Below are 25,165 nucleotides of genomic sequence, written 5' to 3' on the forward strand. Positions count from 1 at the left end.
AATATAGATATGAAAACATTAACAGACGAGAAGCTGACGATAGTAGGTGCAGCAGGTATGATTGGTTCCAATATGGCTCAAACAGCTTTAATGATGGGGCTTAGTTCTGAAGTTTGTCTTTACGACCCGTATGCTCCCGGTTTGAAAGGGGTAGCAGAGGAAATGTTCCAGTCCGGCTTTGATTACGCTCATATAACTTATACTTCTGATATCAGCGAAGCATTGCATGGTGCCAAATATGTTGTTTCTTCCGGTGGCGCTGCCCGTAAAGCAGGTATGACCCGCGAAGATTTACTGAAAGGTAATGCTGAAATTGCTGCTCAGTTCGGTAAAGATGTGCGTGCATATTGCCCTGATGTAAAACATGTGGTGGTTATTTTTAACCCGGCTGACATTACAGGTTTGATTACTTTGCTATATTCCGGTTTGAAGCCTTCACAGGTAAGTACCTTGGCTGCATTAGACAGCACTCGTTTGCAAAGTGCATTGGCAAAACATTTCGGCGTTCGTCAGAATCTGGTTCGCAACTGTCGTACTTATGGTGGACATGGCGAACAGATGGCTGTGTTTACTTCTACGGCAACAGTTGATGGCCGTCCGTTGCAGAAATTAATCGGTTCTTCTGAGTTGACAGACGAACAGTGGGCGGATATAAAACAGCATGTTATCCAGGGAGGAAAAGAAATCATTGATTTACGTGGACGTTCTTCTTTCCAGAGCCCGTCATATCTTTCTATTGAAATGATACGTGCTGCTATGGGAGGCGAAACATTCCGTTGGCCTGCCGGTACTTATGTACATTCCGGTAAATTCGACCATATCATGATGGCTATGGAGACAGAAATAAGTAAAGAAGGTATTTTCTATAAAGAAGTGGAAGGCACTCCGATGGAAAATGCAGAACTGGCCCGTAGTTATGAACACTTATGTAAGCTTCGCGATGAAGTGATCGGTATGGGTATTATACCGGAAATCCATCTATGGCATACTTTAAATGAACATATGAAATAATATTTGTGTATTAGTCGCAAATAGATTGTTAGGTTAGGCAAAAGAGAAAAAGGCAGTTCCGTTAAATCGGAACTGCCTTTTTTGTTATGGAATATTTTATTCCTTTGATAGAGCTGAATTTATATTATACCACGAAGAGTGAATTTGTTAACAAAACCTTTTTTTGAAATGCCAGGGTAAGGCATTATTTCTCTAATTATCGTATCTTTGCCCGGCACAATCAAATCATCTAAGATATAACCGTCATCTGTACTGACTTTACGCGGTATTGTGCGATGGCTGGCATTACAACAACTTGAATCCATACAAAACATCATGACCCGAAAACATATACTTGTCGTATCGAGAGGAATCCCCGAAGCAGACAATCCGCTGGAGGGAATATTCGAATGGGATCAGGCCCGAGTTCTTGCAGTTTCAGGTATAAAGGTGACTTTTGCCGTAATCAATTTCAAGGTTGTCAGAAGGAAACCGTGTAGTCGGATACATGATTATATCAGGGAGGGGATTCATGTATATGAGGCAGCCCTGCCGCTTGACCTGATATTCCGATTAGTTCCATATCTGATATGCAAGGTGATGATCAGTTTGTCAGTAAGAATTTACCGTCTGGCAAAAACGATATGTGGTTTCATGCCGGTAAAAAGACAAGGTAAGGACTTAAGGCCAGGCATGGCAGGTAACCGTTCTTTCCAGTCGGAGATGGTTGGAACGAAAATTGTTTGCCCCGTGTAACTCATACACGGTTTCTGATATAATCCAAACCGTTTTTACATGCTGATTTATGAAAATATCCGAATTATCAGGAATAATAAAGAACGTATCAGCCAAAGGTCTCCTCTATATGGTAGGAGCCGGATCGCTTAACAAAATATTAGCTTTTAGCTATACCGTATTCCTTGTCAGGATTCTTGACAAACATGATTATGGCATATATGGTTATGTGATGAATATCATAGCCATGTTCATGATATTCGATGGCCTCGGAGGCAACAATGCCTACTTGCAGTTCGGTTCGGCAGCATCATCCGTACATGAAAGAGAAGCCTACTTCCGTTACAATAAGAGACGCGGTATAATAGCAGACCTCTGTATGTCGGTCGTTATTGTAGGCTATGCATATTTTCTCATTCCCGACACAGAGGCCGGCAAACTCCTTATGCTTGCGGCATTTCTGCCGGCATCGGCATATTTGCTCTCATTATTTCAGATAGACAATATCGTACGCCGTAACAACCGGACATATTCATGGCTCATGACCTTCAATGCGGCAATACTTATGGCCGGCACTCTCGTCGGGGCATATATATGGGGACCTGTAGGAATGATTGTAATGCGCTATCTGGCAACAGGCATATCAGTCATATGCGCATCCATCATGTGCCGCAGGCCATCGGCAGTACGTGTTGATGGATTACCACGTCTTCCGGTAACAGAAAAAAGGCAGTTTGACAAATTCGCACTCATCACCATGTTCAACAACGGTATATCCGCCATGACCGGGATGATAGACGTATATCTCATCGGCCTGATTATGGATGACATGTATGCGGTAGCCGACTATCGTACGGCCTCCATTATCCCGATGGCCCTACTGTTTATCTCCTCCACACTCATGACATTTCTTTATCCGTATTTCGCCGAAAAAAAGGAAGATCCCGTATGGGTGAGACATAATTATATCAGGTTGCTTAAAATTATCATACCTTTTTTTCTGATACTTTCGGTCTCTCTCATTCTGGTCGGGCCATTTTTGATACCACTGGTTTTCGGAGACAGCTATACAGACTCCGTTCCGCTTTTCACAATCATATGCTGCGGTCTTTTTTTTGCGACTGCTTTTAAAATTCCTGCCAGCAATCTGATAGTCGCTATGGGTAAGGTAAAAATCAACTTTTATATCGCAGTCGGTTCCGGGCTGTTCAACATACTGTCAAGCGTAATCCTTATAACCAGTTTGGGACTGTATGGCGCCGCTATATCTTATATGGGCATACTCATGCTTACCGGCATTACCAACACGATATGTATGTTCAGGTTACTGAAACGGCGTTGATGGAATAGCATTCGCGCCACATTAGAAAACAAAAGCGTAACGAACGCTTTTTCAATCGCTTCGCTACGCTTTGCTTAATTTAGCAATCTTGCTATCTGTTTTGTTTTATCTTACAAATTCCTTTCCGGGTAGAGGGCATCCCACCATTCCGGTTCGTCTTTCAGCCATTTGGCAAACCATGCGTAGATACTGTTTTGCCATTCCGTACGTTTTTTGTAGTCTACTATACCATGGTTTTCTCCGTCCACTTGTACGAACTCAACCGTTTTGCCAAGTAACTTAAGAGCAAGGAACATCTGGATACTTTCTCCCAAAGGCACATTGGTGTCGGCATTGCCGTGAAGCAATAGCAACGGCGTTTTGATTTTATCCGCATTAAACAACGGGCTGTGCTTTGTATAAAATTCAGGATTGTTCCATGGGTAGGTTCCTGTATTGGCAACCGAACAGTAGCCGTATCCCCAATATCCTTCTCCCCAATAGCTGCTTAATGCGCTGATACCCGCATGGCTTACAGCTGCTGCGAATAAATCGGTACGGGTTTGCAGGTATTGTGTCATAAAACCTCCATAACTGGCTCCGATACAACCGATTTTCTTGGAGTTTACAAAATCGTGTTCTTTACAGAACTTTTCCGTACCCAAAATGATTTCATCAGCCGTATAATCGCCCCAGGCATTTACGTGACGTGCTGCAAATTCTTGTCCGAAACCGGTAGTTCCGCTCGGGTTAAGCGTATAGACCACATAACCCAGAGCTGCATACATATGCATGGAATAGCGCATTTCCAACGCACGGTTCGTTGGGGATGTTCCACCGTAGTAATAGACAATCATCGGATATTTTTTAGATGCATCGAAATTAGGCGGCAGATAGTAACGTCCCTGGATAACTGTACCGTCTGAAGAGGTGAAGTTCCAGTCGTGTGCTTCTCCCAATTGGATATTTTCCAATCTTTTTGCAGAGAGATCTTCAATCAGACGGTTCTTCCCGTTTTTGAGGTTATAGGCATACAAACGATTCGCGTTTGAAATGCTTTGTCCGTAATAGTACAGAACAGGCGCATTGTCTGCCAGCGTATAGTTGGATATAATATCCTCCGGCAAATCCAGGCGTTTGATTTTCCCGTTTGCCGGATTGCAGGTGTAAAGGCGTTGGTAATCCTGGTCTTCTGTCAGCATGTAGATTAGTCCGTCAGTATGGTTCCATGAGGCTCCGGTTACATTAGGATTGAAGTCTTTAGTAAGAGCTGTTGCTTTGCGGCTTGCCAGATCATACAGGAAAAGCTGCCCGTCATATGTGTTTGATATTTGTCCCTGTTTGATATTTAACCCGATATTGTCGAATGCTTCTCCGGAACCGCTAACCAACAATTGCTTTCCGTCCGGAGAGAATGAACCTCCGTTTACAAATTTCTTGCCTTCCCAAATCGTATCGACAGCCATGGTTTGGAGATCCAACTTGTATAAAGAGTTGCTGGAATGGGGCAGCGAAGTGTAGTCCTGCTCGCTGGTACTGAACAGAAGATAACGGCTGTCTGCACTTACATCATTGATGAATGTATTGGTATGGCCATAAGTCAACTGTTCGTAAAGACCGTTTTTCAGGTTATACCGCCAGATAAAATAGCGGTTGCGGAAACCAGGAAGGCGGTCGTTCGGTTCGAGGATACGAAGCATGTCAGGACCATCTTTCGGGCCTTCTTCACGGATGGTATAGAGTAAAGTCTCTTCATCAGGAGTGAAAGAGAAGTTGCCCTCCGGCAGATTGTTGGCAAGAACCTCTTCCTGCATAGTGGCAGGGTCTATGGTAACCAGTTCCAGGCCGTTCATTCCGGTACGGGTAAAATACATCTTATTGCTTTTAGGCATCCAGGAGGCATTCAGGACAAATCCTTTGTCCTGTAATAAAATACGTCCGGTAGTAGCATCACGCAATTGGGCGAATTGTTCGCTTTTGCCGTTATCCAAGTGAGTGTAATATTTGATAAGTACAAATTTGCCGTCAGGAGAAAGGCTTACTCCACTGTAATTGGTTCCTGTCAGCATATCTTGTAATGTATAGCGCTTTTCCGGGTTTAAGGAAGCTGTGACCTCTGCTTTTCCCGGATTTTTAAAGATTGCTTTCAGTGTTGGCGGGCAAGTATCTGTGTCCATAGTGAGGTATTTCACTACGACTTCATATCGGTGAGGTTCCATTGCCAATTCGGAAGTTGCACCTACAGGTTTATTATTTACAAATACTTCGAAATTACCGGAACCGGATACTTCCAGCGAACCTTTTACATAGCGGTCGCTATTCAGATAGAAAGAGAAAAGATGAAGGGCATACCCTTTTTCCGGTGAAGCAAAAGTTATTTTCCCAGCTGTATCGGCATCGAGTACAGTTGCATTTTCCAACACCCGGTCAGCTGGGAGTGTGGATTTCAGGAGGTCTTTGACTTCAAATTTTTTACCGTTTACATTCAGGCTGTCTGCCATGATGGGCTTATTTACGGGAATAGGCCCGGCATGCTTGTATTGCATGACTTTAATATCATCCGCTGCATACAGTGCAAAAGTGGATAATAATAGCGTAGAAATTAATGCTATTTTTTTGTTCATATATCAGGTGTTTAAGAATTTCGTATGCCGGATACCATGTATAATCGGTTGGTATCCTGAATCGTTTGTATCCGGAAATAAGGTTCCATCATCTGTGCGACTTCTTCCGCAGGAGGTAGGCCGAATGAAATCCTGACAGCTTGTTTGTCATGGTGCATGTTTATTTTGTCCCTGCTTTCGCTGTGGCAAATCACCAGTTCCCCTCCCGGATGCAAAAGTCCGGCAAGATGAGAAATAAGTTCTTTTTGATTGGAGAAATGGGGGAAAACACTATACGCTATGATATAATCGAAACGTTCGTTTTTCAGGTCCATTATATCCATACAATGAAAATCGACTGTTTTTACCGCATATTTGCAACGGGCTTTTTCAATCATAAATGAAGAAAGATCCACTCCTACAATTTCTACAGGCGAATAGGGCAGAAGAAAACTTTCCAGTATGCCGGTTCCACATCCTACATCGAGTATACGCATGCCTTTCCGGAGAGTCGTTTGTTCCAGAATCTCATTGATCTTATCAGGCCCATGCTGGCATAACTCATCCCAGCGGTCGGCAAGGCTGTCGAAGAAGTCTGCTATGGCATTCATTCGAGAGCTCCTTCCCATACAAAACAATCCGGAAATTGTTGTTTCAGTGAAGTCGTTTCTTTAAACAGTCCGAATACGGATGAACCGGAGCCGGACATGGAAGCATATACTGCTCCAGCTTCATAAAGAGCTTCTTTTATCGTTGCAATAACCGGAAACTTAGGGAATACACTTGGCTCAAAATCATTAGCCATCAGCTTTTTCCATTCATAAACCGGCAGTTTTGCAATTTCTTTCAGTGAAACAGACGGTGTTGCAGGTTTAACCATCGAATAGGCTTCAGGAGTGGATACGGCTACATCCGGCTTAACCAAGCAAAGATGGTAGCCTTTTAGCGACAGTTCCACCGGTTCGAATATATTTCCCGTACCTGTAGCAAAAACAGGTGTATTCCGTATAAAGAACGGGCAGTCCGCCCCGATGGAAGAGGCAAGCTCTTCCAGTTCGTTTTCGGGAATGGACAATCTGCAAAAGTCATTGAGAAGTTTCAGCATAAAGGCCGCATCAGCAGAGCCTCCGCCTAATCCCGCTCCAAAAGGGACGGCTTTCAGCAGATGGACTTCCAATTCGGGAATGTCATATTGTTTTTTTAATAAATTCAGGGCTTTTACCACAAGGTTTTTTTCTACCGGAGCATCTACTTGTATGCCTGTTTGCGTGAATGAGAAGGTTTTCGCTTCAACAATTTCAAGCGCGTCTTTTACAGGAACAGGGTAGAAGATGGTTTCGATATTATGATAACCGTCCGGTCGTTTACTAACGATATTCAGCCCTAAATTTATTTTGGCATTCGGGAAACAAATCATAGTGAAATAGTTTATTTAACGCTGTCCTTCGCCAATCATTTCTTCGGCAAGAACAATATCTTCGTCTTTTTTGATATTCGGTAATTCCAATCCGTAACCTTTAATCCGGTCTTCACGTTTCAGCAGTAAGGATATAAAGAGAGCCATTATGCCGAAACATGTGAAAATCATCATTGGAATTGTATAGTCATAAGTCGGTTTACCGTCGATATTACCGGTGACGCAGTAGCTGTCCAGCACTTTTCCAATCAGGTAAGGAACCCCCATCAATCCCCAGTTCTGTACCCAGAAAATCAAGGCATAGGCTGTTCCCAGTTTGTTTTCCGGTATGATTTTCGGAACGGAAGGCCACATAGCCGAAGGTACCAGTGAAAATGCAATACCTAACAGGATAATCAGTATAAGGGCAATAATCCAGTTGTTCAGTACCGGGATAGAGAACATCAGATGGATAAATACCAGCATGACAGCTCCGACAATCATTATGGTTGCTCCTTTTCCTTTGCGGTCGTATAGGTTCCCGAAGAAGGGAGTCAGCAGGATATTGCCGAATGGGAGAAGGGCAGGAATCGTACCCGACCATTCCGGGGCAATGCCGAATTTATTAATCATCAGGCTGGGCGCATATTTAAGGAAGGGGAATACGGCGGAATAGAACAATACACAAAGTAAAGCTACATACCAGAATCCTTTTAAGGTAACGATGCTCCAGATATCGCTGAAACGGAACGGCTCTTCCGGTTCTTCATCATTCACTGTCTCTGCATCTTCCGCATCCCGTTTCTTATCCATGATGACAAATACGATAAAGGAAAGCAAACCGATGCACAAAAGGATTAACCCGATAAGAATAGGCATGCTGATTGAATTATTGAAAGCGCGGCTCAACAATGGAGTAATACCGATTGCCAATCCCGTACCGATACGTGCACAAGCCATTTCCAAACCCATGGCAAGCGCCATCTCTTTGCCTTTAAACCATTTCACAATGATTTTGGAAACAGTAATACCTGCTATTTCCACACCTACGCCGAATAAGGCATATCCTAACGATGCCACCAGCAGGGTGTACGTCCATTCTGTTCCGAAAACAGAGATTGTGGCTCCACCGAAATCGTGCGATATGCCGAACCATTTGGCAAACACACCTATAATCATGATACATGTAGCCATAAGACCGGTGAAACGTACTCCCATTTTATCGAGTATCATACCACCGAAAATCAGCATCAGGAAGAATACGTTAAACCATCCGTAAGCGCTGGTAAACTTTCCATACTCGTCTCCGCTCCAACCTAAGCCTCCGCTACCGACGGGTGATTGCAGTAAATCCTGAAGCGGCGCCATCATATCTGTGATGAAGTATCCGCAGAGCATAGTAAATGCGACGAGTGCCAGAACGGTCCACCGTGCTGTTTTCGACTCGCTTAATTTTTTTTGAATTAGTTCAGTCATGATATTTATTTTAGATAGAATTAAGTTGCATAGTTTCTTTGTCGAATAAAGGAATGGCGTCTGCCACAATAAAAGTACTGCCTCCGATAAAAATGACATCATCTTCCCCGGCGCGTGCCAGGGCTTTGCCGACGGCTTCCGGAACCGTGTCGCAAATAGTACCGCTCAGCCCGTGCATTATACCTTTTGCTGCAAATTCTTCGGCCGGCATAGCCCGTGGAATAGAAGCCTGTGTGAAGAAATAGAAAGCATCCTGAGGCATAAGTTCCATCACGCCGTTGATATCTTTATCATTTACCATGCCTACTATCATAAACAGATGTTTATGGCGTTTTTTCTCTTCTGCCAGTTGCATTTGGATGTATTGCCAGCCTCCTATATTATGACCGGTATCACAGATTACTTTGGGCTTTTGTTGCATGATTTGCCAACGTCCCATTAAACCTGTCAGTTCCACAACATGCTCGAATCCTTCCCTTACGGCTTGTTGGGTAATTTGTATATCCTGCCTATTCAATAAGTTTAAAGCTCCCAATACGGTATTTGCATTACGTACTTGTACGGCTCCACCCAATTCGCCGGACAATTGTCCATATTCGGTTGAATCGAAAGACCATTTTCCGGTATCCATCAAATAGGATTCTCCTAACAAGCCGGCATCCTGTGCAAAATAAACCGAAGTATTGTTTTTTACTGCAGTATCTGCAAAGACTTTGACAACGCTTTCCCTGTCTACTTCACCGACTAATGCCGGTACGCCGTTCTTGATGATACCGGCTTTCTCGAAAGCTATTTTTTCGACTGTATCCCCCAGGAATTGAGTATGGTCGAGACTTATATTGGTGATAATACTTAAAACCGGTGTGATGATATTGGTGCTGTCCAGACGTCCGCCCATGCCTGTTTCGATTATGGCAATATCGACTTTTTCGGAGCGGAAATAATCAAAAGCTAATGTAGAGGTCAGTTCAAAAAAGGAGGGTTGGAGCGGTTCGAAAAAGGATTGATGGTGTGTTACAAAGTCAGTAACGTATTCTTTAGGTATCATTTTACCGTTTACGCGGATTCGTTCTCTAAAGTCGACCAGATGGGGAGAAGTGAAAAGTCCCACTTTATATCCGGACTGTTGTAAAATAGCTGCCAGCAGATGGCTGACGGAACCTTTGCCGTTTGTACCGGCTATATGGATTGTTTGGTATGCTTTGTGGGGATTTCCCAGATAGTTGTCCAATGCTATACTTGTTCCAAGTCCCGGTTTATAAGCAGAAGCCCCGCTGTGTTGAAATACCGGTATACTGGTGTATAGATAGTGCAACGTTTCTTCGTAAGTCATGTTTTTGTTTTTAGAGTTTCGCAAATTTAGATACAAATACTGTAGGAAAAAAGCATTTGTCTAAAATAGTACGGACGGAAAGACGAATATCGATGATTGAATCCCGTGTTAATTATTACACGACAAAGATATCGCGGGTAATAATCCCGGAGTCGGATAGCGACCATTAGAGTCGATTAGAAACCATTAATGATTAAGAAAATAATTGACTTGCCTTCATTTCAAAACATAGGTGTTTTGCATTCAAAGCATATATGTTTTAAAATCAAAACACCTATGTTTTGAAAATAGGGAAGACGCTTCATTTTTGTGATGTAGGATGGTACAAGGATGTATTCTCAAAAAAACAAGAAAATCCCGATTTATAAATAGTTATAAGAAGAATCTTCCTTCTATATTAAAGAGGAGTGCTCATCCTGGGTGTTCACTTTGAATTTGTAAGGTGTTATAAATGGTTGTTAGTCTGTAGGTTTTGGGTAGTCAACATTGTGCCATACCCCCTGCTCACTAATAAATTTATTTGTAATGAGAAATTTAACGGGCAAAAACCGGATATCGGGATTCCTGGAGCAGTCGTTCTTATTAAAAGAAAAAAGGATATGTCCGCGGGACATATCCTTTTCAATAGGTAATATATATTTTACCAATTAGTTTCTTGGAAGTGCTTCTTTAACTACCATCGGGCGACCGGCATATTCTGCACCGTTCAAATCATCGATAGCTTTTTTTGCTTCAGAAGCTTCTGGCATTTCTACGAAAGCGAAACCTTTAGATCTTCTTGTGTCGCGGTCAATGATCAATTTTACTGAATCAACTGTTCCGTACTCTTCCATTACTTCTCTCAAATCTGATTCCCTAACCTGGTAGTTAAGGTTTCCAACATACATGTTCATAGATATAAAAATAAAAAAATTAATAATTTAACAATACAGTTTAGATAGTCCTTAATCAGAAATGGAGATACTCAGTGTTAACAACCGAGGAAATACATGTGAGAGTTCAGAGCGAAATAAATCTTTTATTGTTTCGGCTACAAAGGAAAGCATAATATTTGGAATGTGCACTATTTATTTCCTTTAAAACAGGGGGATTATAAGCTTTTTTATGAAATAAGGGGGATAATAGGTGCATAGACGGCAGATTTTAGTTCTTCTGTTTTATTTGTACCTTTGTATTCGATTATTAAAAATGAAGGATAAAATGAATAAACAGCGTGTTACCTATACACCGGTCGGAGGTGTTTGCTCGAAGATGATGATTATTGATTCGGAGGATGACGTGATTAAGGGAGTACAAATCGTGGGCGGTTGCCAGGGAAATACCCAAGGGCTTTCTAAGTTGTTGGTAGGGATGAATGTACAGGATGCCATCCGGCGCTTGGAGGGTATCGATTGCCGTGAACGTGGTACATCGTGTCCGGATCAGTTGGCACAGGCTTTGAAGAAGATCAGCAAGTAATCTTCTTTTGTGATTTTCATTTAACCGGAATCAATTATATATAAATTCGGCGGTTGTAAGAAAAAACAGCATGAGTCCGTGGATGCTTCCCGATTCGGGAAGTCTTGATAGAAAGGCTGGAGGAAGGAAATTGTGAGTAAAGTAAAGCCGGATTACGATTTGTTACTAAACGTAATCCGGCCTATAAGTTATTTTGTCCAGTAATCGACAACCGTAATGGCTGATGCTTTATTCCCTAAAACTTTTCCAAAAGCTTTGTGGGCAGGATGTATCAGGTAGGTATCCCGGTCTTCCTCAGAGTAGAACGTCAGAAAGAAACAATGGGTTAACCCCTGTTGCAGTCCTTCCGGGCTACAATCCGTACCCCATTCGTAGCCTTTTATCAAATCGATTTGGGAGGGAAGGGCTCTGAAGGCATCTTCTACTTTTTTGATTTGTTCGGCAGAAACTTCCGGTTTAAATCCTAACATTACTACATGGCGGAGGACTTTTTCCGGTTTTTTAGGGCCTGTGCAATCAACCATCAATACGGATACCAGTATTAATGAGATAGTAAAAAGTCCGAATACAATCTTTTTCATACAATTTTTTATATTACAACTCATAAAATGTTTAACAGATAATTATAAAGCCGGTAAGATATGTTCCCAAATCAGGTTGAGTTCCGCTTGCATATCCCCAATATCGGCTGTTACGGCTATTACGGCATCTTTTTCCGGTAATATGATAATGTATTGCCCGCTGGCTCCGTCTGCACGGACTCCATTATGGCGGCAACGCCACATTTGGTAACAATAGCCTTGTAACCAGTCGGAATCTTCCGGCTTCATCTTTACATTTTCCGGGCGTACGCCTGCGGGTAAAGAAGCTATTTTGGAAGTGGTGGCTTCTTCTATCCATGCGGCAGGCAGTAGCTGTTTCCCTTCCCAAACACCGTTTTGGAGAAATAATTGTCCCATTTTCGCCATATCTTCCGTTGTCAGATATAATCCCCATCCGCCGCAATTAATGCCTTGAGGGCTTTCGTCCCATCGAGGGTATGCGATGGATAGAGGTTGGAATAGCCTGGCAGATAGGTAGTCTACGATTTTTTCTCCTGTTACTTTTTGGAGAATAGCCGATAGCATATAGGTTCCCATACTGTTGTAGACGAAGTATGTACCGGGTTTGTGCTTTACCGGAACCGATAAAAATTCCTGAACCCAGTCAACGCCTTCCTGTTTCCGGATACTGTTTGTAGGGTCTGTATCATGTCCACAGGACATCGTTAATAAATCCTGTATGCTCATTTCTTTCAAATCAGGACTGATTTCTGCAGGAAGTTTGTCAGGGAAAAAAGAGATAACTTTATCTGTTACTTTTAATTTACCTTCAGATACAGCAAAACCAATAGCTGTTGCAGTGAAGGTTTTACTTACCGAATATAAAATATGAGGTTTGTCGGCCGCTCCTTCACCCATCCATTTTTCGGCAAGCACTTTGCCATGTTGAAGAACCATGATGCCGTGTAAATCTTGTTTGGAGTTCTTTACCGCTTTCAGGTAGTTAGCCATTGCTTTTGAGAATCCGGCAGGAACTTTTGCACGTGGTAAAGGCTTTGCCGGTTTTTCCTGCTCAGTAAGGATACAGTTTGTAGGACTATCCATATTGTTTATGGATAATGGTTGTTCGTTTCGGGCTGATAAAGAAAAAACGGATGCACACAAAAAACATCCGTAGATCAATTTGTTTGTATTTTTCATAATGTATAATTAATATCTTTGTGATATTTCCGTACAAAGATAACGATTATTTGTATTACTGTTGTTCATAGGCAGTTGCTTATGAGGTTAGAATTTGTAGCCGGATAGTACGATATTTTTTTTCTTGCTCATGGTTTTTAAAAGCTTCATATTCTTTTGGTGTGCTTTCTCTCCGTAAGGGGAGTTCTCATGTATAGTTCTTTTATTTAACAGACTTTTTATATTCTCCAATAATTTAGCGTTCTCAATATGGACACAACTCCATAATTCCAGTACTTCGACCCAGAAATCATAGATATTCCATGCCTCTTCTGAATATAGAAAGTCAGACATGCTTCCCTGAGGCTTTTCTTTTATATACCTCTCATATGCCATATTCAGATCGGAGCTGGGACCCGGATAATCTGCTAAAATAGATTTGATTCTTGTACACCGCTCGTTCGGCTGGTGCACATGTCCTTCAGGATCGGTCCATGGCATAGCCAGTCTTTCGATATTTTTTCCAAACTCAGGGTCCTCTTGTACATATTTGGTCGTATCTACCATGAGGAATGTCATCATACCCGAACACATCATGCACGGTTCCAGGGTGGTTATAATTTGTAATCCATCCAGATAAGGTTTAGAATACTTTTTCATATAGCCTTGCATCAAACGAACTTCGGCATGTTGTGTTTTGTCATTGTATTGATTAACGGAATTTCTTTCAAAAGCAATGATAGAGTCACCTTTTGAATCATATAACAGTGCTCCGATATTGTATCCTCTCGATGGGGATATGTCTTTCCTTTGCCAGTCCTGATAGACATATGCCATTGCAGCCAGTGAGAGGATATGATTTCTTTCTTCTTCAATACTGAGTTGGTTAACCGGTTTAGAACCAGCGGATATGCTAACTGTAAATAGTAGGCAAATAGCCATGATTTTTGTTTTCATAAAGTAGTATAGTTTGTAAAATTATACAGTGTTATTTAAATTTTATATACAAATGTAGTGAGGGTAAATGGATTAACCAAGGTATTTCCTGTTTTAAATTTCTGTCGTCTGCCATTGCCCGGAGATAAATTTATGCGATCGGTTTTCTTAACAAGTGAACAATTTTGCAAATAGATGAGTTATTACAAAACAAGAGCTGAGTGAAAAAGTAGCTGGTGAAAAAATGGTATTATTACATAAAATATTGTTTTATAGTTAGATATGTCCGTATGTTTAGGTCTGCATCAGAATAAACAAGCTCTCTTGTGAATGATATGTTTTAATTTGAAATTAAAAATAGTTAAAATGGTGTTTAATCCTGGGTTTTTAATAAATTTCAGCCGTTTTCGGATGGATAGAGAATCTTAACAGGAAATCATCTTTCCGATAAGTGTAATTCCTTAACAATAAAGATGCTATGGTAAAAAAACTTTTAATCCGTGATTTGACGTTGCGTGATGGTCAACAATCTTCATTTGCAACTCGTATGAGTCAGTCAGAAATTGATCGTGTCCTTCCTTTTTATAAGGATGCAGGTTTTTATGCAATGGAAGTATGGGGCGGGGCCGTTCCGGATTCTGTTATGCGCTATTTGAATGAAAATCCGTGGGATCGTCTGGAAAAAATCAAGGCTGCAGTGGGTGATGCTTCTAAGCTTACGGCATTGTCCCGGGGACGTAACTTATTTGGATATAGTCCTTATACCGATGAGATTATAGAAGGTTTTTGTCGAAATTCCATTGAGTCCGGTTTAGGTATTATGCGTATTTTTGATGCATTGAACGATGTGAATAATGTAAAATCGACTATTAAATACGTAAAGAAGTATGGGGGCATAGCCGATTGTGCAGTTTGTTATACTATCGATCCCCATTTTTCGATGAAAGAACGTTTGCATTCGATGTTTTCGAAGCATAAACTGCCTCATGCCGTTTTTACTGACGAGTATTTTTTGGATAAGGCGAAACAAATGGAAGCTTTAGGAGCGGACATGATCACAATAAAAGATATGAGCGGTCTGATTCCTCCTAAACGGGTGGCCGGTTTGATAAAATTATTCAAAAAGAATCTTTCCGTACCGATTGACTTCCATACACACTGCACTCCGGGCTATGGATTGGCATCTGTTATGTCGGCGATTGTCAATGGGGCAGATATAGTCGATACGAATATCTGGAATTTTGCAGGTGGCCCGGCTGCTCCTGCAGTTGAGCTTATTTATCTGTTCTGTAAGAAAGCGGGAATAGAGATTTCTGCCAATATGGAGACTGTGGCAAAAATCAATGCGGAGTTGTTTACTATCCGCAAGGAATTGGAAGCCTATGATGCAGTCAAGCAGTTTCCTAAGCCGTTTAATCCGTTGACAGACGCTCTGCCGGAGGAAATAGATAAGGCTTTTGATAAAGCGCTTGAATTGGCACGTGCGGATAAAGAAGAAGAATTGCTGGAGGTTTGCCATGCCATAGAAAAATATTTCAACTTCCCGGCTCCGAATGAACTGGTGAAAAATGCAGAAATACCAGGTGGTATGTATACCAATATGGTTGCCCAGCTGAAACAATTGAAATCGGAAGCTATTTTGGAAAAAGCGATGGAGCTGATACCTCATGTCCGTCTGGATGCCGGTCTTCCTCCATTGGTTACTCCTACCAGCCAGATCGTAGGTGCGCAAGCTGTAAACTGTGCGTTGGATTTGAAGAACGGTAAACCGATGTATTCCAATGTGTCCAATCAGTTTGTCAATCTGGTGAAGGGAGAATACGGAAAGACTCCGATTCCAGTTGATCCTGACTTCCGCTTCAAGATAGCCGGGGTACGTGAAGAAACTCCATATGATACGTCTAATTACCAGATGCAGCCCAATCCTGTATTGGAAGAATATGGTGGGGTAAGACTTGCGGAGAATGAGAAAGAAGTCCTTCTGCTGGAACTGTTCCCTCTTGTTGCTAAAACATATTTGACAAACCTGAAAAAAGCCCGTTATGAAGCCGAACAAGCTAAGAATGTGGTAAAAGAAGAGGGTAAAGTTGAAAAGAAAGAAGAAAAGGTTATTAAACATCAACCTGTTACCGGACATGTTATAACCTCTCCGATGCCAGGTAAAATTCTTTCAATCAAGGTTAAGGTGGGTGATGCTATTAACCGGAACCAGGATTTGCTGGTTTTGGAAGCAATGAAGATGGAAAATAGTATCATGTCGGATTATAAGGGTGTTGTTAAACAATTACTGGTTGCGGAGGGCGATATAGTTGCGGCTGATGCCCAGTTGGTAGAGCTGGAATAAAAGTGTAATTTCGGTATAGAATAAAAAAGTGGTGCTATGATGCTTGTTCATTTTCATAGCACCGCTTTTGTGTATTTGGCGGTAGGTATTAAATAATATCCAGACCCGTTAACACGCCTAATAAAAGGAATATCGTTCCTGTTATTTTATTAATCCATTTGGATATCGTAGTGTTGCTTATTAATCTGCTGGAGAATGAAGCAAAGAAAATGCTTAATGCCAAAGTCCAGCATATGTTTATGGAAAGATAGGTAATGCTTAATATCACAAAAGGCAAATGGCTCTCTATTTCCGGGGAGATGACAAACTGTGGAAAAAATGCCAGGAAGAAGAGGATGACTTTGGGATTTAGTAAATTGGTAAGTATGCCGGCAAGGTAACTATCCCTGTGCCGGGATATATCCATTTGCTCATTTTTCATTTCTGATATAATCGGCTTTCTTTGGCAAAATTTACTTATGCCCAAATAGATAATATATGCAGCTCCGGCATATTTTATAATGGAAAATGCGATAGGTGAATGTGCAATTATCAGAGAAAGTCCTAATGTTACAAATGTTGCATGTATCAGAATCCCCGTGTTAATTCCTAATGTTGCATAGATACCGGCTTTTTTCCCTTGTATGATCGACCTGCTTAAGATGAAAAGCGTATCGATGCCCGGTAAAATTGAAAAAAATAGTGACGATAAAATAAAAGTGGCATAATGCTCTATTCCTGTATTCATGATTTTTCCATTGGTTCAAAGTGCGATACAAAGATAGTGTTCTTTTTACAATATTTCTATACGTTTAGGTAATTTGCTTGTTTTCATATAATCCTGTCGCTTTTTGTTTAAATACAGAATATTTTGGTTGAATTGAGATATTTCAAGTCCTAAAAGAATAATATCTCGGAAAAATTTCTATCTTAGAGGCATAATCATTAAATCGAAAGATCATGGGAGCAAAGAAGAATTTTGTGTTGGATACGAATGTAATCCTGCACGATTATAAGTGTATTGAGAACTTTCAGGAGAATGATATTTACCTTCCGATTGTGGTATTGGAGGAGTTGGATAAATTTAAAAAAGGGAGTGATCAGATTAATTACAATGCCCGGGAATTTGTTCGTCAACTGGATACCATAACCAGTAACGATTTGTTTTTGAAAGGAGCGTCCTTAGGACCGGGTAAAGGAACTTTGCATATTGTTACTGGCGACAAATATCAAGATAAGATTTACCAGTCATTTCCCGAAAAGAGTGCCGACCATCGTATTCTTTCCTGCACTCTCTCCGTGGCAGAAGCGGAAAAAGATAAAAAGGTGAAAACAATCCTTGTCACGAAAGATATTAACTTAAGGATGAAGGCCCGTTCTTTAGGTATCGAGGTGGAAGATTACTTTAATGATAAAGTAGTGAATGTCGATATTTTTGAAAGAGCTCAAGATACATACGACGGAATAGATGGGGATTTGATTGACCAGATGTACGCTTCTCCCGAAGGAGTGGATGCTGATTTGTTTGATATTAAATCAAAGTTACAACCGAATGAATGTTTTATTTTAAAAAGCGTACGTAATTCAATTCTTGCCCGTTACAATCCTTTTACGAATAAGTTTAAAAAGGTGGAAAAAGGGACTAATTTCGGTATTATGCCTCGCAATGCGGAACAGACTTTTGCTTTTGAGGTTTTAAATGATCCGGATGTGAAACTTATAGGGCTGACGGGAAAAGCCGGAACAGGTAAAACTTTGCTTGCATTGGCATCCGCATTAAAACAGGCTAATGTATATAAACAGATTTTGCTTGCCCGTCCTATTGTGGCGCTTGCCAATAAAGATTTGGGATTCCTCCCCGGTGATGAGAAGCAAAAAGTGGCTCCTTATATGCAGCCTTTGTTTGATAATCTGAATGTTATAAAAGGACAGTTTGCACCGGGAGGTTCTGATGCGCGTAAAATAGACGATTTACAGAAGAATGGGCAATTGGTTATCGAGGCGTTGGCATTTATTCGCGGGCGTAGCCTTTCTGAAACGTTCTGTATTATTGATGAGGCGCAGAACTTAACACCTCATGAGATAAAAACGATTATTACCCGTGCAGGGGAAGGTACAAAGATGGTATTTACGGGTGATATCCAGCAAATAGACTCCCCTTACTTGGATGCACAAAGTAATGGATTGGCTTATATGGTGGATAAGATGAAAGGGCAAGATTTATTTGCCCATATCAATCTGATAAAAGGAGAAAGAAGCCAGTTATCCGAGTTGGCTTCGGATTTGCTATAGTTCTGTTTTGGAAGAAGAGGCTGCCTGAGAAGTTTTGAAGTGTACTTTGACGAAAATGGTACATTCTCCAGATAGCCTCTTTTTCTTGATATCCGACGTATTTCATTTATAAATGAGATGTTTACATCCGGATATATTAATTTAACATTAACCTTTTCTTCATTTTGTACGGTTGGAACAGCTTTTGTATTTACCACTATTAAGTCTGTCGCAGCATTCTACAGTAATATGATTTCAAAGAGTAATTATTTAGGCAGATAGGATTTTTGTTTTTAATATTTCTTCAAATATTGTCGTTTCAATGCCAAAATATCATGTGTTATATATTTATATATGACAACTTTGGTGGCATTAACATTTATATCTAAATTTGCATGGCAATATAGAGAATAAGCCATGAAAATTATGAAATTACAGGGTACGGAAAAAATGTTGTATGAGCTCGTTGCGCCTTTAGTCATGTGCCCGGCTATCTTGCGGCAGAATAATAATTACCCTTTTAAGACATCACGGAACCATATTTGGTACGTAGCCCTTCATGATATGAGTGTAGTAGGCTTTGTTCCGATAAAAAAGGGAAGCAGTCATTATTCTATAGACAATTATTTTGTGAGTGGGGATAATTCCTCAATTCTAGGTGAACTTCTTAGTGAAGTAATAAAGGATTTATCTTCCTTGTCTTCTCTCGTGGCCGTCGTGCATAAACGTCATGTAATGGTATTTGCTCAAAAAGGTTTTCAGACATGTATTGAGTGGAAAAATTATGATAAAATGCAATATCTTCCGGAGGTATAGTTATGATACGAAGAATGGACGTGTATGAAGCAACGGAGAGAAGATTGAAAATAATATTTGATTATTTCGATTATGTGTATGTGTCTTTTTCAGGAGGGAAGGATAGTGGTGTGTTATTGAATTTGTGTATAGATTATATCAGGAAATATGCTCCGGGAAGACGTTTAGGTGTATTTCATATGGATTATGAGGTGCAATACAGGCAAACGATTGAATACGTGGAAAAAGTTTATGCTGCGAATCCTGATATTCTTGATATTTATCATTGTTGTGTCCCTTTTAAGGTTCCGACATGCACTTCCATGTTCCAGCAATATTGGAGGCCTTGGAGTGAAGGTTGCCGGGATATCTGGGTTAGGGAAATGCCTCAATCATGCCTTAGGGCAAAGGATTTCGATTTTTTTAAAGAAGACTTGTGGGATTATGATTTTCAGAATTTGTTTCCTTTTTGGTTACGTAAGCAGCGGAAAGGGCAGCGTATTTGCTGCCTCGTCGGAATTCGTACCCAAGAGAGTTTTAACCGGTGGCGGGCAATTCACAGCAATAAAAATTACAGGAAACTGGCAAACTATAAATGGACTCATAGGATGGGGTATTACACGTATAATGCATATCCTATTTATGATTGGAAAACTCAAGATGTCTGGATTGCAAACGGAAAATTCGGTTGGCCATACAATCATCTGTATGATTTGTATTATCAGGCGGGTATTCCTTTATCCAGGCAGCGTGTGGCGAGTCCGTTCATATCCCAGGCGATGTCCACGCTTTTTATTTATAAAGCCATAGATCCGGATATGTGGGGGAGGATGGTTGGTCGTGTTAATGGTGTCGGTTTTGCCGGCATGTATGGAAATACTTCAGCTATGGGATGGAGAACCATTAAGTGTCCGCCGGGATTCTCCTGGGAGAGATATATGTATTTTCTGTTAGATACGTTACCTCAGGATATTCGTGAGAATTACTTGAATAAGTTGAAAGTCAGTCGGAAATTCTGGAAAGAAAAAGGTGGATGTCTTAGTGAAGAGACAATCGTCAAGTTACAGAAGGCGGGTATTCCTATTATTGTGGAAGAAAGTACGGCTTACCGTACAGATAAGAAGCCTGTACGGATGGAGTATATCGATGATATAGATATATCCGAATTTAAAGAAATACCGACCTATAAGCGTATGTGTATCTGTATTTTGAAAAATGACCATATGTGTAAATATATGGGATTTTCTCAAACGAAACAGGAAAAAAATATAAGACAACAAATAATGAATAAATATAATTTTTATAAACATGGAAAATTATGTTAGTCCGGCATATGAGGTCAAGGCTGTACCTATTGAAAAAATTGTCGCTAATAGTTATAACCCTAATGTTATAGCTCCTCCGGAGATGCGTTTGTTGGAACTTTCTATTTGGGAAGATGGATATACGATGCCTTGTGTCTGTTACTATCAGGAAGAAAATGATTTATATGAGATTGTAGATGGTTATCATCGGTATTTGGTAATGAAGACATCTCAAAGGATTTATGACCGTGAGAAAGGTTTGTTGCCTGTGACGGTAATAAAGAAGGATATTTCGAATAGGATGGCTTCAACTATCCGCCATAACCGAGCCAGAGGTATACATAATTTGGAGCTTATGACCGAGATTGTAGCAGAATTAGTCAAATCGGGAATGTCTGACAACTGGATAATGCGTAATATTGGGATGGATAAGAATGAATTGCTCCGGTTTAAGCAAATTTCAGGATTAGCAGAATTATTCCGGGATAAAGAATTTAGCATGTCTGACGATTGGTTAGAGGAGGATTAGCCGGGGATTATTATTAAGAAGAATAAAAATCAAAGGGGGATATCCCCCCCATAAAGATTTAAATAGTTTATAAATAGCAAACGGCTCAATTGTTAATATCTTTCCTCAGTATGAAATCATCCATATAATACCCATTCCCTATATGGAGATACCTTGTCGTATGTTCGTGAAATCCCATGTGTTTATAAAATCCGACAGCCTGGTTGTAGCGGTTTACGTTTATTTCTATCGTAAATGGACCCGGATGAATGCTTTTCAGGTACTCGGTGCCTTGTTCTATGATAAAACGACCTATACCGGATCCGTGTAGCGAGGGGAGCGAATATATTTTCTGGAAATTATAAAGGTCTTTGTCTACGGTTTCGATAGAAAGATAGCCGGAAGGGACATCTTCTGATGAAATGATAAAAAATTGGTGATGCAATTCTTCCATCTGCTTGCGTAGATTTATCGGAGCGTACATCATATCAAACATATAACTTATCTGTTCGGGAGACAAAATATTTTTATAAGTCGGTTCCCAGATTTTTGATGCCAGCGAGTTAATCAACAGGCAGTCGTTAGTAGTTGCTTTTTTTATAGAGAACATATTATTTTGTATTAAGACGAACAAAATTACAAATATTTTGGAATAACTGATTTTTTAGCTTGATTTTACATTTATTTCTGGGTCAGTTCATGAAAAAGAATAACTTTGTGGGCGTTTAATACTTTTAGGAAACAAATTTATAAATATATACAGAAATGGATACTAAAATTCAGGAACTGACCGACAAAATCTACAAAGAAGGAGTAGAAAAGGGTAATGAAGAGGCACAACGTATCATTGCCGATGCAAATGCTCAAAAACAAGCCATTGTAAGTGAAGCGGAAACAGAAGCAAAGCGTATTGTCGCTGAAGCTCAGAAGCAGGCGTCTGAACTGAAAAAGAATACAGAAGCCGAGTTGAAATTATTTGCAGCCCAATCTGTAGAAGCATTGAAAAGCGAGGTGGTAAACCTTATTACGGGAAAAATCACATCTTCCAATGTGAAAGCTGTAGTTTCTGATAGTGTATTTATGCAAAAGATTGTTTTGGAAATGGCTAAAGAATGGGCAAAGAAGGAAGCTATTACTATCCAGACAGCCGATGCGGAAGCTCTTACCAAATATTTTGAAGCCAATGCCAAGGCTTTGTTGAATGCCGGAGTAAAAATCGAAAAGGTAAATGGCAAGGATGCCTCTTTCACTATCATGCCAGCCGACGGTTCTTATAAAGTGAGCTTCGGTGAAGAAGAATTTGTTGCATTTTTCAAAGAATTCCTGCGTCCCCAGCTGGTTGAAATGTTGTTCTGATTATGAGTAAATATTATTGCTTAATAGCAGGACTCCCCAATATCGCCCTCGATGATAGTAAAGTACCTTATTCCATTTCTGAATTCAGGAAAGAACTGGACGGTATATTAACGAGCGCCGATAAAAAGCTGATCGATTTGTTCTTCCTGAAGTTTGATAACAGGAACCTGATCGCTCATGCAAAGTACCCGGACCGGGATCCGGATCCCAGGGGATATATCACTTATGATGAATTCATCGCTTTGTTCAGAGCATTGAAGGATGAAGAGAAACTCCCGAAGAATGATAAAATACCTCCTTATTTTAAAGAGTTCTTCTGTAGATATATGGAAAGCGAAAGTAAAGGCGTCAAACCTGAAATTTCGTGGGAAGACCAATTAGCAGCTCTATATTATGCATATGCCATGAAGTGCAGTAACCGTTTTGTGGCAAACTGGTTTGAATTAAACCTCAATATCAATAATATGCTTACTGCGATTACCTGTCGTAAACATGGTATAGAGAAAGCAAATTACATTGTGGGAGATAATGAAGTTGCTGTAGCCTTGCGAACATCCAATGCCCGTGATTTCGGTTTGGGGGATTTGGTGGATTACCTGCCGACCTTGCAACGGATAGCTGAAGAAACAGACCTGATGGTTCGCGAGAAGAAAATAGATTTACTGAAGTGGGAATGGTTGGAGGAATACACTTTCTTCAAGCCGTTTGATATTGAAAGTGTATTTGCCTATCTGCTGAAACTGGAAATGATTGAAAGATGGGTGACCTTGGATAAGGCAACCGGAGAAAAAACTTTCCGTGAAATTGTGAGAGCAATGAAGAAAGGCAGCGAAAATGCTCTGGAAGAATTTAAAAGAAACAATGATAAATAAATTATGGCTACGAAAGGAATTGTAAAAGGGATCGTTTCCAACCTCGTTACCGTTGAGGTTGACGGACCGGTTTCACAAAATGAAATCTGTTACATTTCCGTAGGAGGCGTAAAGCTGATGGCGGAAGTTATTAAGGTAATAGGTAAGAACGCTTTTGTGCAGGTGTTTGAAAGTACTCGCGGTATGCGCGTGGGCGATGAAGCCGAGTTCGAAGGACACATGTTGGAAGTAACTCTGGGACCGGGTATGTTGTCACGCAACTACGATGGTTTGCAGAATGACCTGGATAAAATGGATGGTGTTTTCCTGAGACGTGGGGAATATACATTCGCTCTCGATAACGATAAGCTATGGGATTATAAACCTTTGGCTAAAGTAGGGGACAAGGTGGCAGCCGGTGATTGGCTGGGCGAAGTGGATGAAAACTTCCAGCCGCACAAAATCATGGTCCCATTTACTTTTAAAGGAACCTATACAATCAAGAGCCTGGCTGATGCAGGACAGTATACAATCAACCAGACTATCGCCGTTCTTACGGATGAAGCCGGGAAGGATGTAGAAATAAACATGATACAGAAATGGCCGGTAAAACGTGCCATCACTTGTTATAAAGAAAAACCGCGTCCATTCAAGCTGTTGGAAACTGGTGTCCGTACAATCGATACTGTGAATCCGATTGTGGAAGGCGGTACCGGATTTATTCCCGGTCCGTTCGGTACAGGCAAAACAGTACTTCAGCATGCTATTTCCAAACAGGCGGAGGCCGATATCGTAATCATCGCAGCATGTGGTGAACGTGCGAATGAGGTGGTGGAAATCTTTACCGAGTTCCCTGAACTGATAGACCCGCATACCGGACGTAAATTGATGGAACGTACCATCATTATTGCAAATACTTCAAACATGCCGGTTGCCGCCCGTGAGGCGTCCGTATATACGGCAATGACCATTGCCGAATATTACCGGAGTATGGGATTGAAAGTATTGTTAATGGCAGACTCTACTTCACGTTGGGCACAGGCTTTGCGTGAAATGTCCAACCGTTTGGAAGAACTTCCCGGACCGGATGCATTCCCGATGGACTTGTCTGCTATCGTTGCAAACTTCTATGCACGTGCGGGATTCGTTCACCTGAATAATGGCTCGAGCGGCTCCGTAACCTTTATCGGTACGGTATCTCCTGCCGGTGGTAACTTGAAGGAGCCTGTAACAGAAAATACGAAGAAGGTAGCCCGTTGTTTCTATGCATTGGAACAGGAACGTGCCGACCGTAAACGTTATCCGGCTGTTAACCCCATTGACAGTTACTCCAAATATCTGGAATATCCCGAATTTCAGGAATACATAGCCAAACATATCTCTCCGGCATGGATTGACAAAGTAAATGAAATCAAGACACGTATGTTGCGTGGTAAGGAAATTTCCGAGCAGATTAACATCCTGGGTGATGATGGTGTACCTGTGGAATACCATGTGATTTTCTGGAAATCGGAATTAATTGACTTCGTAATCCTGCAACAGGATGCTTTCGATGCGATAGATGCTGTTACCCCGTTGGCACGTCAGGAATTTATGTTGGATAAGGTAGTTCAGATTTGCCATACGGAATTTAAATTTGACTCCTTCCTCGATGTAATGGAATATTTCAAGAAGATGATCAATATCTTCAAACAGATGAACTATTCCGAATATGAGAGTGAACAATTTAAAGAATTTAATGCACAACTGGACGCATTACTTGCGGAGAATAGAAATTAAAACGAGGTT

General features: G+C 40.9%; 22 protein-coding genes and 1 pseudogene. 12 read left to right on the forward strand and 11 right to left on the reverse strand.

Going from position 1 to position 25,165, the window contains the following annotated elements; all coding sequences use genetic code 11:
- The first annotated feature begins 9 nt into the window (after positions 1-9).
- The 3 genes from ACGE0T_RS06055 (at position 10) to ACGE0T_RS06065 (ending at position 3,067) form a co-directional block, all read left to right on the forward strand.
- A complete protein-coding gene (locus ACGE0T_RS06055) occupies positions 10-1,011 on the forward strand; it encodes a malate dehydrogenase (protein WP_459189634.1) in 1,002 nt (333 codons plus the stop codon).
- Positions 1,012-1,326: 315 nt separating this feature from the next.
- On the forward strand, positions 1,327-1,746 hold the full coding sequence (locus ACGE0T_RS06060) for a hypothetical protein (RefSeq protein WP_459189635.1): 420 nt from the start codon (positions 1,327-1,329) through the stop codon (positions 1,744-1,746).
- A 49-nt stretch (positions 1,747-1,795) separates the two neighbouring features.
- Positions 1,796-3,067, forward strand: coding sequence for a lipopolysaccharide biosynthesis protein (locus ACGE0T_RS06065; RefSeq protein ID WP_459189636.1), 1,272 nt, complete (start codon positions 1,796-1,798; stop codon positions 3,065-3,067).
- 110 nt (positions 3,068-3,177) lie between these two features.
- On the opposite strand, the gene ACGE0T_RS06070 is transcribed toward ACGE0T_RS06065, so the two are convergent.
- The 6 genes from ACGE0T_RS06070 to ACGE0T_RS06095 all read right to left on the reverse strand — a co-directional run bounded on the left by ACGE0T_RS06070 (position 3,178) and on the right by ACGE0T_RS06095 (position 10,747).
- Complete coding sequence (locus tag ACGE0T_RS06070; protein WP_459189637.1) at positions 3,178-5,670, reverse strand: S9 family peptidase; 2,493 nt, start codon at positions 5,668-5,670, stop codon at positions 3,178-3,180.
- An 11-nt stretch (positions 5,671-5,681) separates the two neighbouring features.
- A complete protein-coding gene (locus tag ACGE0T_RS06075; protein ID WP_459189638.1) occupies positions 5,682-6,260 on the reverse strand; it encodes a class I SAM-dependent methyltransferase in 579 nt (192 codons plus the stop codon).
- Entirely contained in the window at positions 6,257-7,066 is an 810-nt protein-coding gene (gene ispE, locus ACGE0T_RS06080; protein ID WP_459189639.1) for a 4-(cytidine 5'-diphospho)-2-C-methyl-D-erythritol kinase, read from the reverse strand. The genes ACGE0T_RS06075 and ispE overlap by 4 nt, the downstream gene beginning before the upstream one ends.
- A 15-nt stretch (positions 7,067-7,081) precedes the next feature.
- Positions 7,082-8,521: an MFS transporter gene (locus ACGE0T_RS06085; protein ID WP_459189640.1), complete on the reverse strand. Its 1,440-nt coding sequence runs from the start codon at positions 8,519-8,521 to the stop codon at positions 7,082-7,084.
- 10 nt (positions 8,522-8,531) lie between these two features.
- Positions 8,532-9,854 carry a bifunctional folylpolyglutamate synthase/dihydrofolate synthase gene (locus ACGE0T_RS06090; RefSeq protein WP_459189641.1) on the reverse strand — a complete coding sequence of 441 codons (1,323 nt, stop codon included), beginning with the start codon at positions 9,852-9,854 and terminating at the stop codon, positions 8,532-8,534.
- 647 nt (positions 9,855-10,501) lie between these two features.
- A complete protein-coding gene (locus ACGE0T_RS06095; protein ID WP_459189642.1) occupies positions 10,502-10,747 on the reverse strand; it encodes an RNA recognition motif domain-containing protein in 246 nt (81 codons plus the stop codon).
- 307 nt (positions 10,748-11,054) lie between these two features.
- On the opposite strand from ACGE0T_RS06095, the gene ACGE0T_RS06100 reads away from it, so the two are divergent.
- Positions 11,055-11,312 (forward strand): TIGR03905 family TSCPD domain-containing protein, encoded by a 258-nt coding sequence (locus tag ACGE0T_RS06100; RefSeq protein WP_459189643.1) that lies wholly within the window; start codon positions 11,055-11,057, stop codon positions 11,310-11,312.
- A 188-nt stretch (positions 11,313-11,500) separates the two neighbouring features.
- Here the strand turns inward: ACGE0T_RS06100 and ACGE0T_RS06105 are convergent, their stop codons facing one another.
- The 3 genes and pseudogenes from ACGE0T_RS06105 to ACGE0T_RS06115 all read right to left on the reverse strand — a co-directional run bounded on the left by ACGE0T_RS06105 (position 11,501) and on the right by ACGE0T_RS06115 (position 13,990).
- Complete coding sequence (locus ACGE0T_RS06105; protein ID WP_459189644.1) at positions 11,501-11,893, reverse strand: Dabb family protein; 393 nt, start codon at positions 11,891-11,893, stop codon at positions 11,501-11,503.
- A 42-nt stretch (positions 11,894-11,935) separates the two neighbouring features.
- Positions 11,936-12,910: pseudogene (locus ACGE0T_RS06110) on the reverse strand (serine hydrolase domain-containing protein); the annotation flags it as partial.
- Positions 12,911-13,141: 231 nt separating this feature from the next.
- A complete protein-coding gene (locus tag ACGE0T_RS06115) occupies positions 13,142-13,990 on the reverse strand; it encodes a deaminase (RefSeq protein WP_459189645.1) in 849 nt (282 codons plus the stop codon).
- Between the two features lie 457 nt (positions 13,991-14,447).
- Between ACGE0T_RS06115 and ACGE0T_RS06120 the strand changes: the two genes are divergently transcribed.
- A complete protein-coding gene (locus ACGE0T_RS06120; protein WP_459189646.1) occupies positions 14,448-16,313 on the forward strand; it encodes a biotin/lipoyl-containing protein in 1,866 nt (621 codons plus the stop codon).
- Between the two features lie 88 nt (positions 16,314-16,401).
- Here the strand turns inward: ACGE0T_RS06120 and ACGE0T_RS06125 are convergent, their stop codons facing one another.
- Complete coding sequence (locus ACGE0T_RS06125) at positions 16,402-17,040, reverse strand: LysE family translocator (RefSeq protein WP_459189647.1); 639 nt, start codon at positions 17,038-17,040, stop codon at positions 16,402-16,404.
- Between the two features lie 212 nt (positions 17,041-17,252).
- Here ACGE0T_RS06125 and ACGE0T_RS06130 point away from each other — a divergent pair, with 212 nt between their 5' ends.
- The 4 genes from ACGE0T_RS06130 to ACGE0T_RS06145 all read left to right on the forward strand — a co-directional run bounded on the left by ACGE0T_RS06130 (position 17,253) and on the right by ACGE0T_RS06145 (position 21,191).
- Positions 17,253-18,584 carry a PhoH family protein gene (locus ACGE0T_RS06130; protein ID WP_459189648.1) on the forward strand — a complete coding sequence of 444 codons (1,332 nt, stop codon included), beginning with the start codon at positions 17,253-17,255 and terminating at the stop codon, positions 18,582-18,584.
- A 396-nt stretch (positions 18,585-18,980) separates the two neighbouring features.
- Positions 18,981-19,379 (forward strand): hypothetical protein, encoded by a 399-nt coding sequence (locus ACGE0T_RS06135; RefSeq protein WP_459189649.1) that lies wholly within the window; start codon positions 18,981-18,983, stop codon positions 19,377-19,379.
- 2 nt (positions 19,380-19,381) lie between these two features.
- Entirely contained in the window at positions 19,382-20,683 is a 1,302-nt protein-coding gene (locus tag ACGE0T_RS06140; RefSeq protein WP_459189650.1) for a DUF3440 domain-containing protein, read from the forward strand.
- A complete protein-coding gene (locus tag ACGE0T_RS06145; protein WP_459189651.1) occupies positions 20,667-21,191 on the forward strand; it encodes an IbrB-like domain-containing protein in 525 nt (174 codons plus the stop codon). Before ACGE0T_RS06140 ends, ACGE0T_RS06145 begins: the two co-directional genes overlap by 17 nt.
- An 85-nt stretch (positions 21,192-21,276) precedes the next feature.
- On the opposite strand, the gene ACGE0T_RS06150 is transcribed toward ACGE0T_RS06145, so the two are convergent.
- Positions 21,277-21,780 carry a GNAT family N-acetyltransferase gene (locus tag ACGE0T_RS06150; RefSeq protein WP_459189652.1) on the reverse strand — a complete coding sequence of 168 codons (504 nt, stop codon included), beginning with the start codon at positions 21,778-21,780 and terminating at the stop codon, positions 21,277-21,279.
- Between the two features lie 155 nt (positions 21,781-21,935).
- On the opposite strand from ACGE0T_RS06150, the gene ACGE0T_RS06155 reads away from it, so the two are divergent.
- Genes ACGE0T_RS06155 through ACGE0T_RS06165 form a run of 3 tightly spaced genes read left to right on the forward strand, consistent with a single transcriptional unit; the run spans position 21,936 to position 25,156 of the window.
- Positions 21,936-22,526, forward strand: coding sequence for a hypothetical protein (locus tag ACGE0T_RS06155; RefSeq protein WP_459189653.1), 591 nt, complete (start codon positions 21,936-21,938; stop codon positions 22,524-22,526).
- A 2-nt stretch (positions 22,527-22,528) separates the two neighbouring features.
- Entirely contained in the window at positions 22,529-23,398 is an 870-nt protein-coding gene (locus tag ACGE0T_RS06160) for a DUF2764 domain-containing protein (RefSeq protein ID WP_459189654.1), read from the forward strand.
- A gap of 3 nt (positions 23,399-23,401) precedes the next feature.
- The gene (locus ACGE0T_RS06165) at positions 23,402-25,156 is read left to right on the forward strand and encodes a V-type ATP synthase subunit A (RefSeq protein WP_459189655.1); all 1,755 of its coding nucleotides are present in this window, start codon (positions 23,402-23,404) and stop codon (positions 25,154-25,156) included.
- The last annotated feature ends 9 nt before the right edge of the window (positions 25,157-25,165 follow it).

The organism is Parabacteroides sp. APC149_11_2_Y6, from assembly GCF_054506995.1.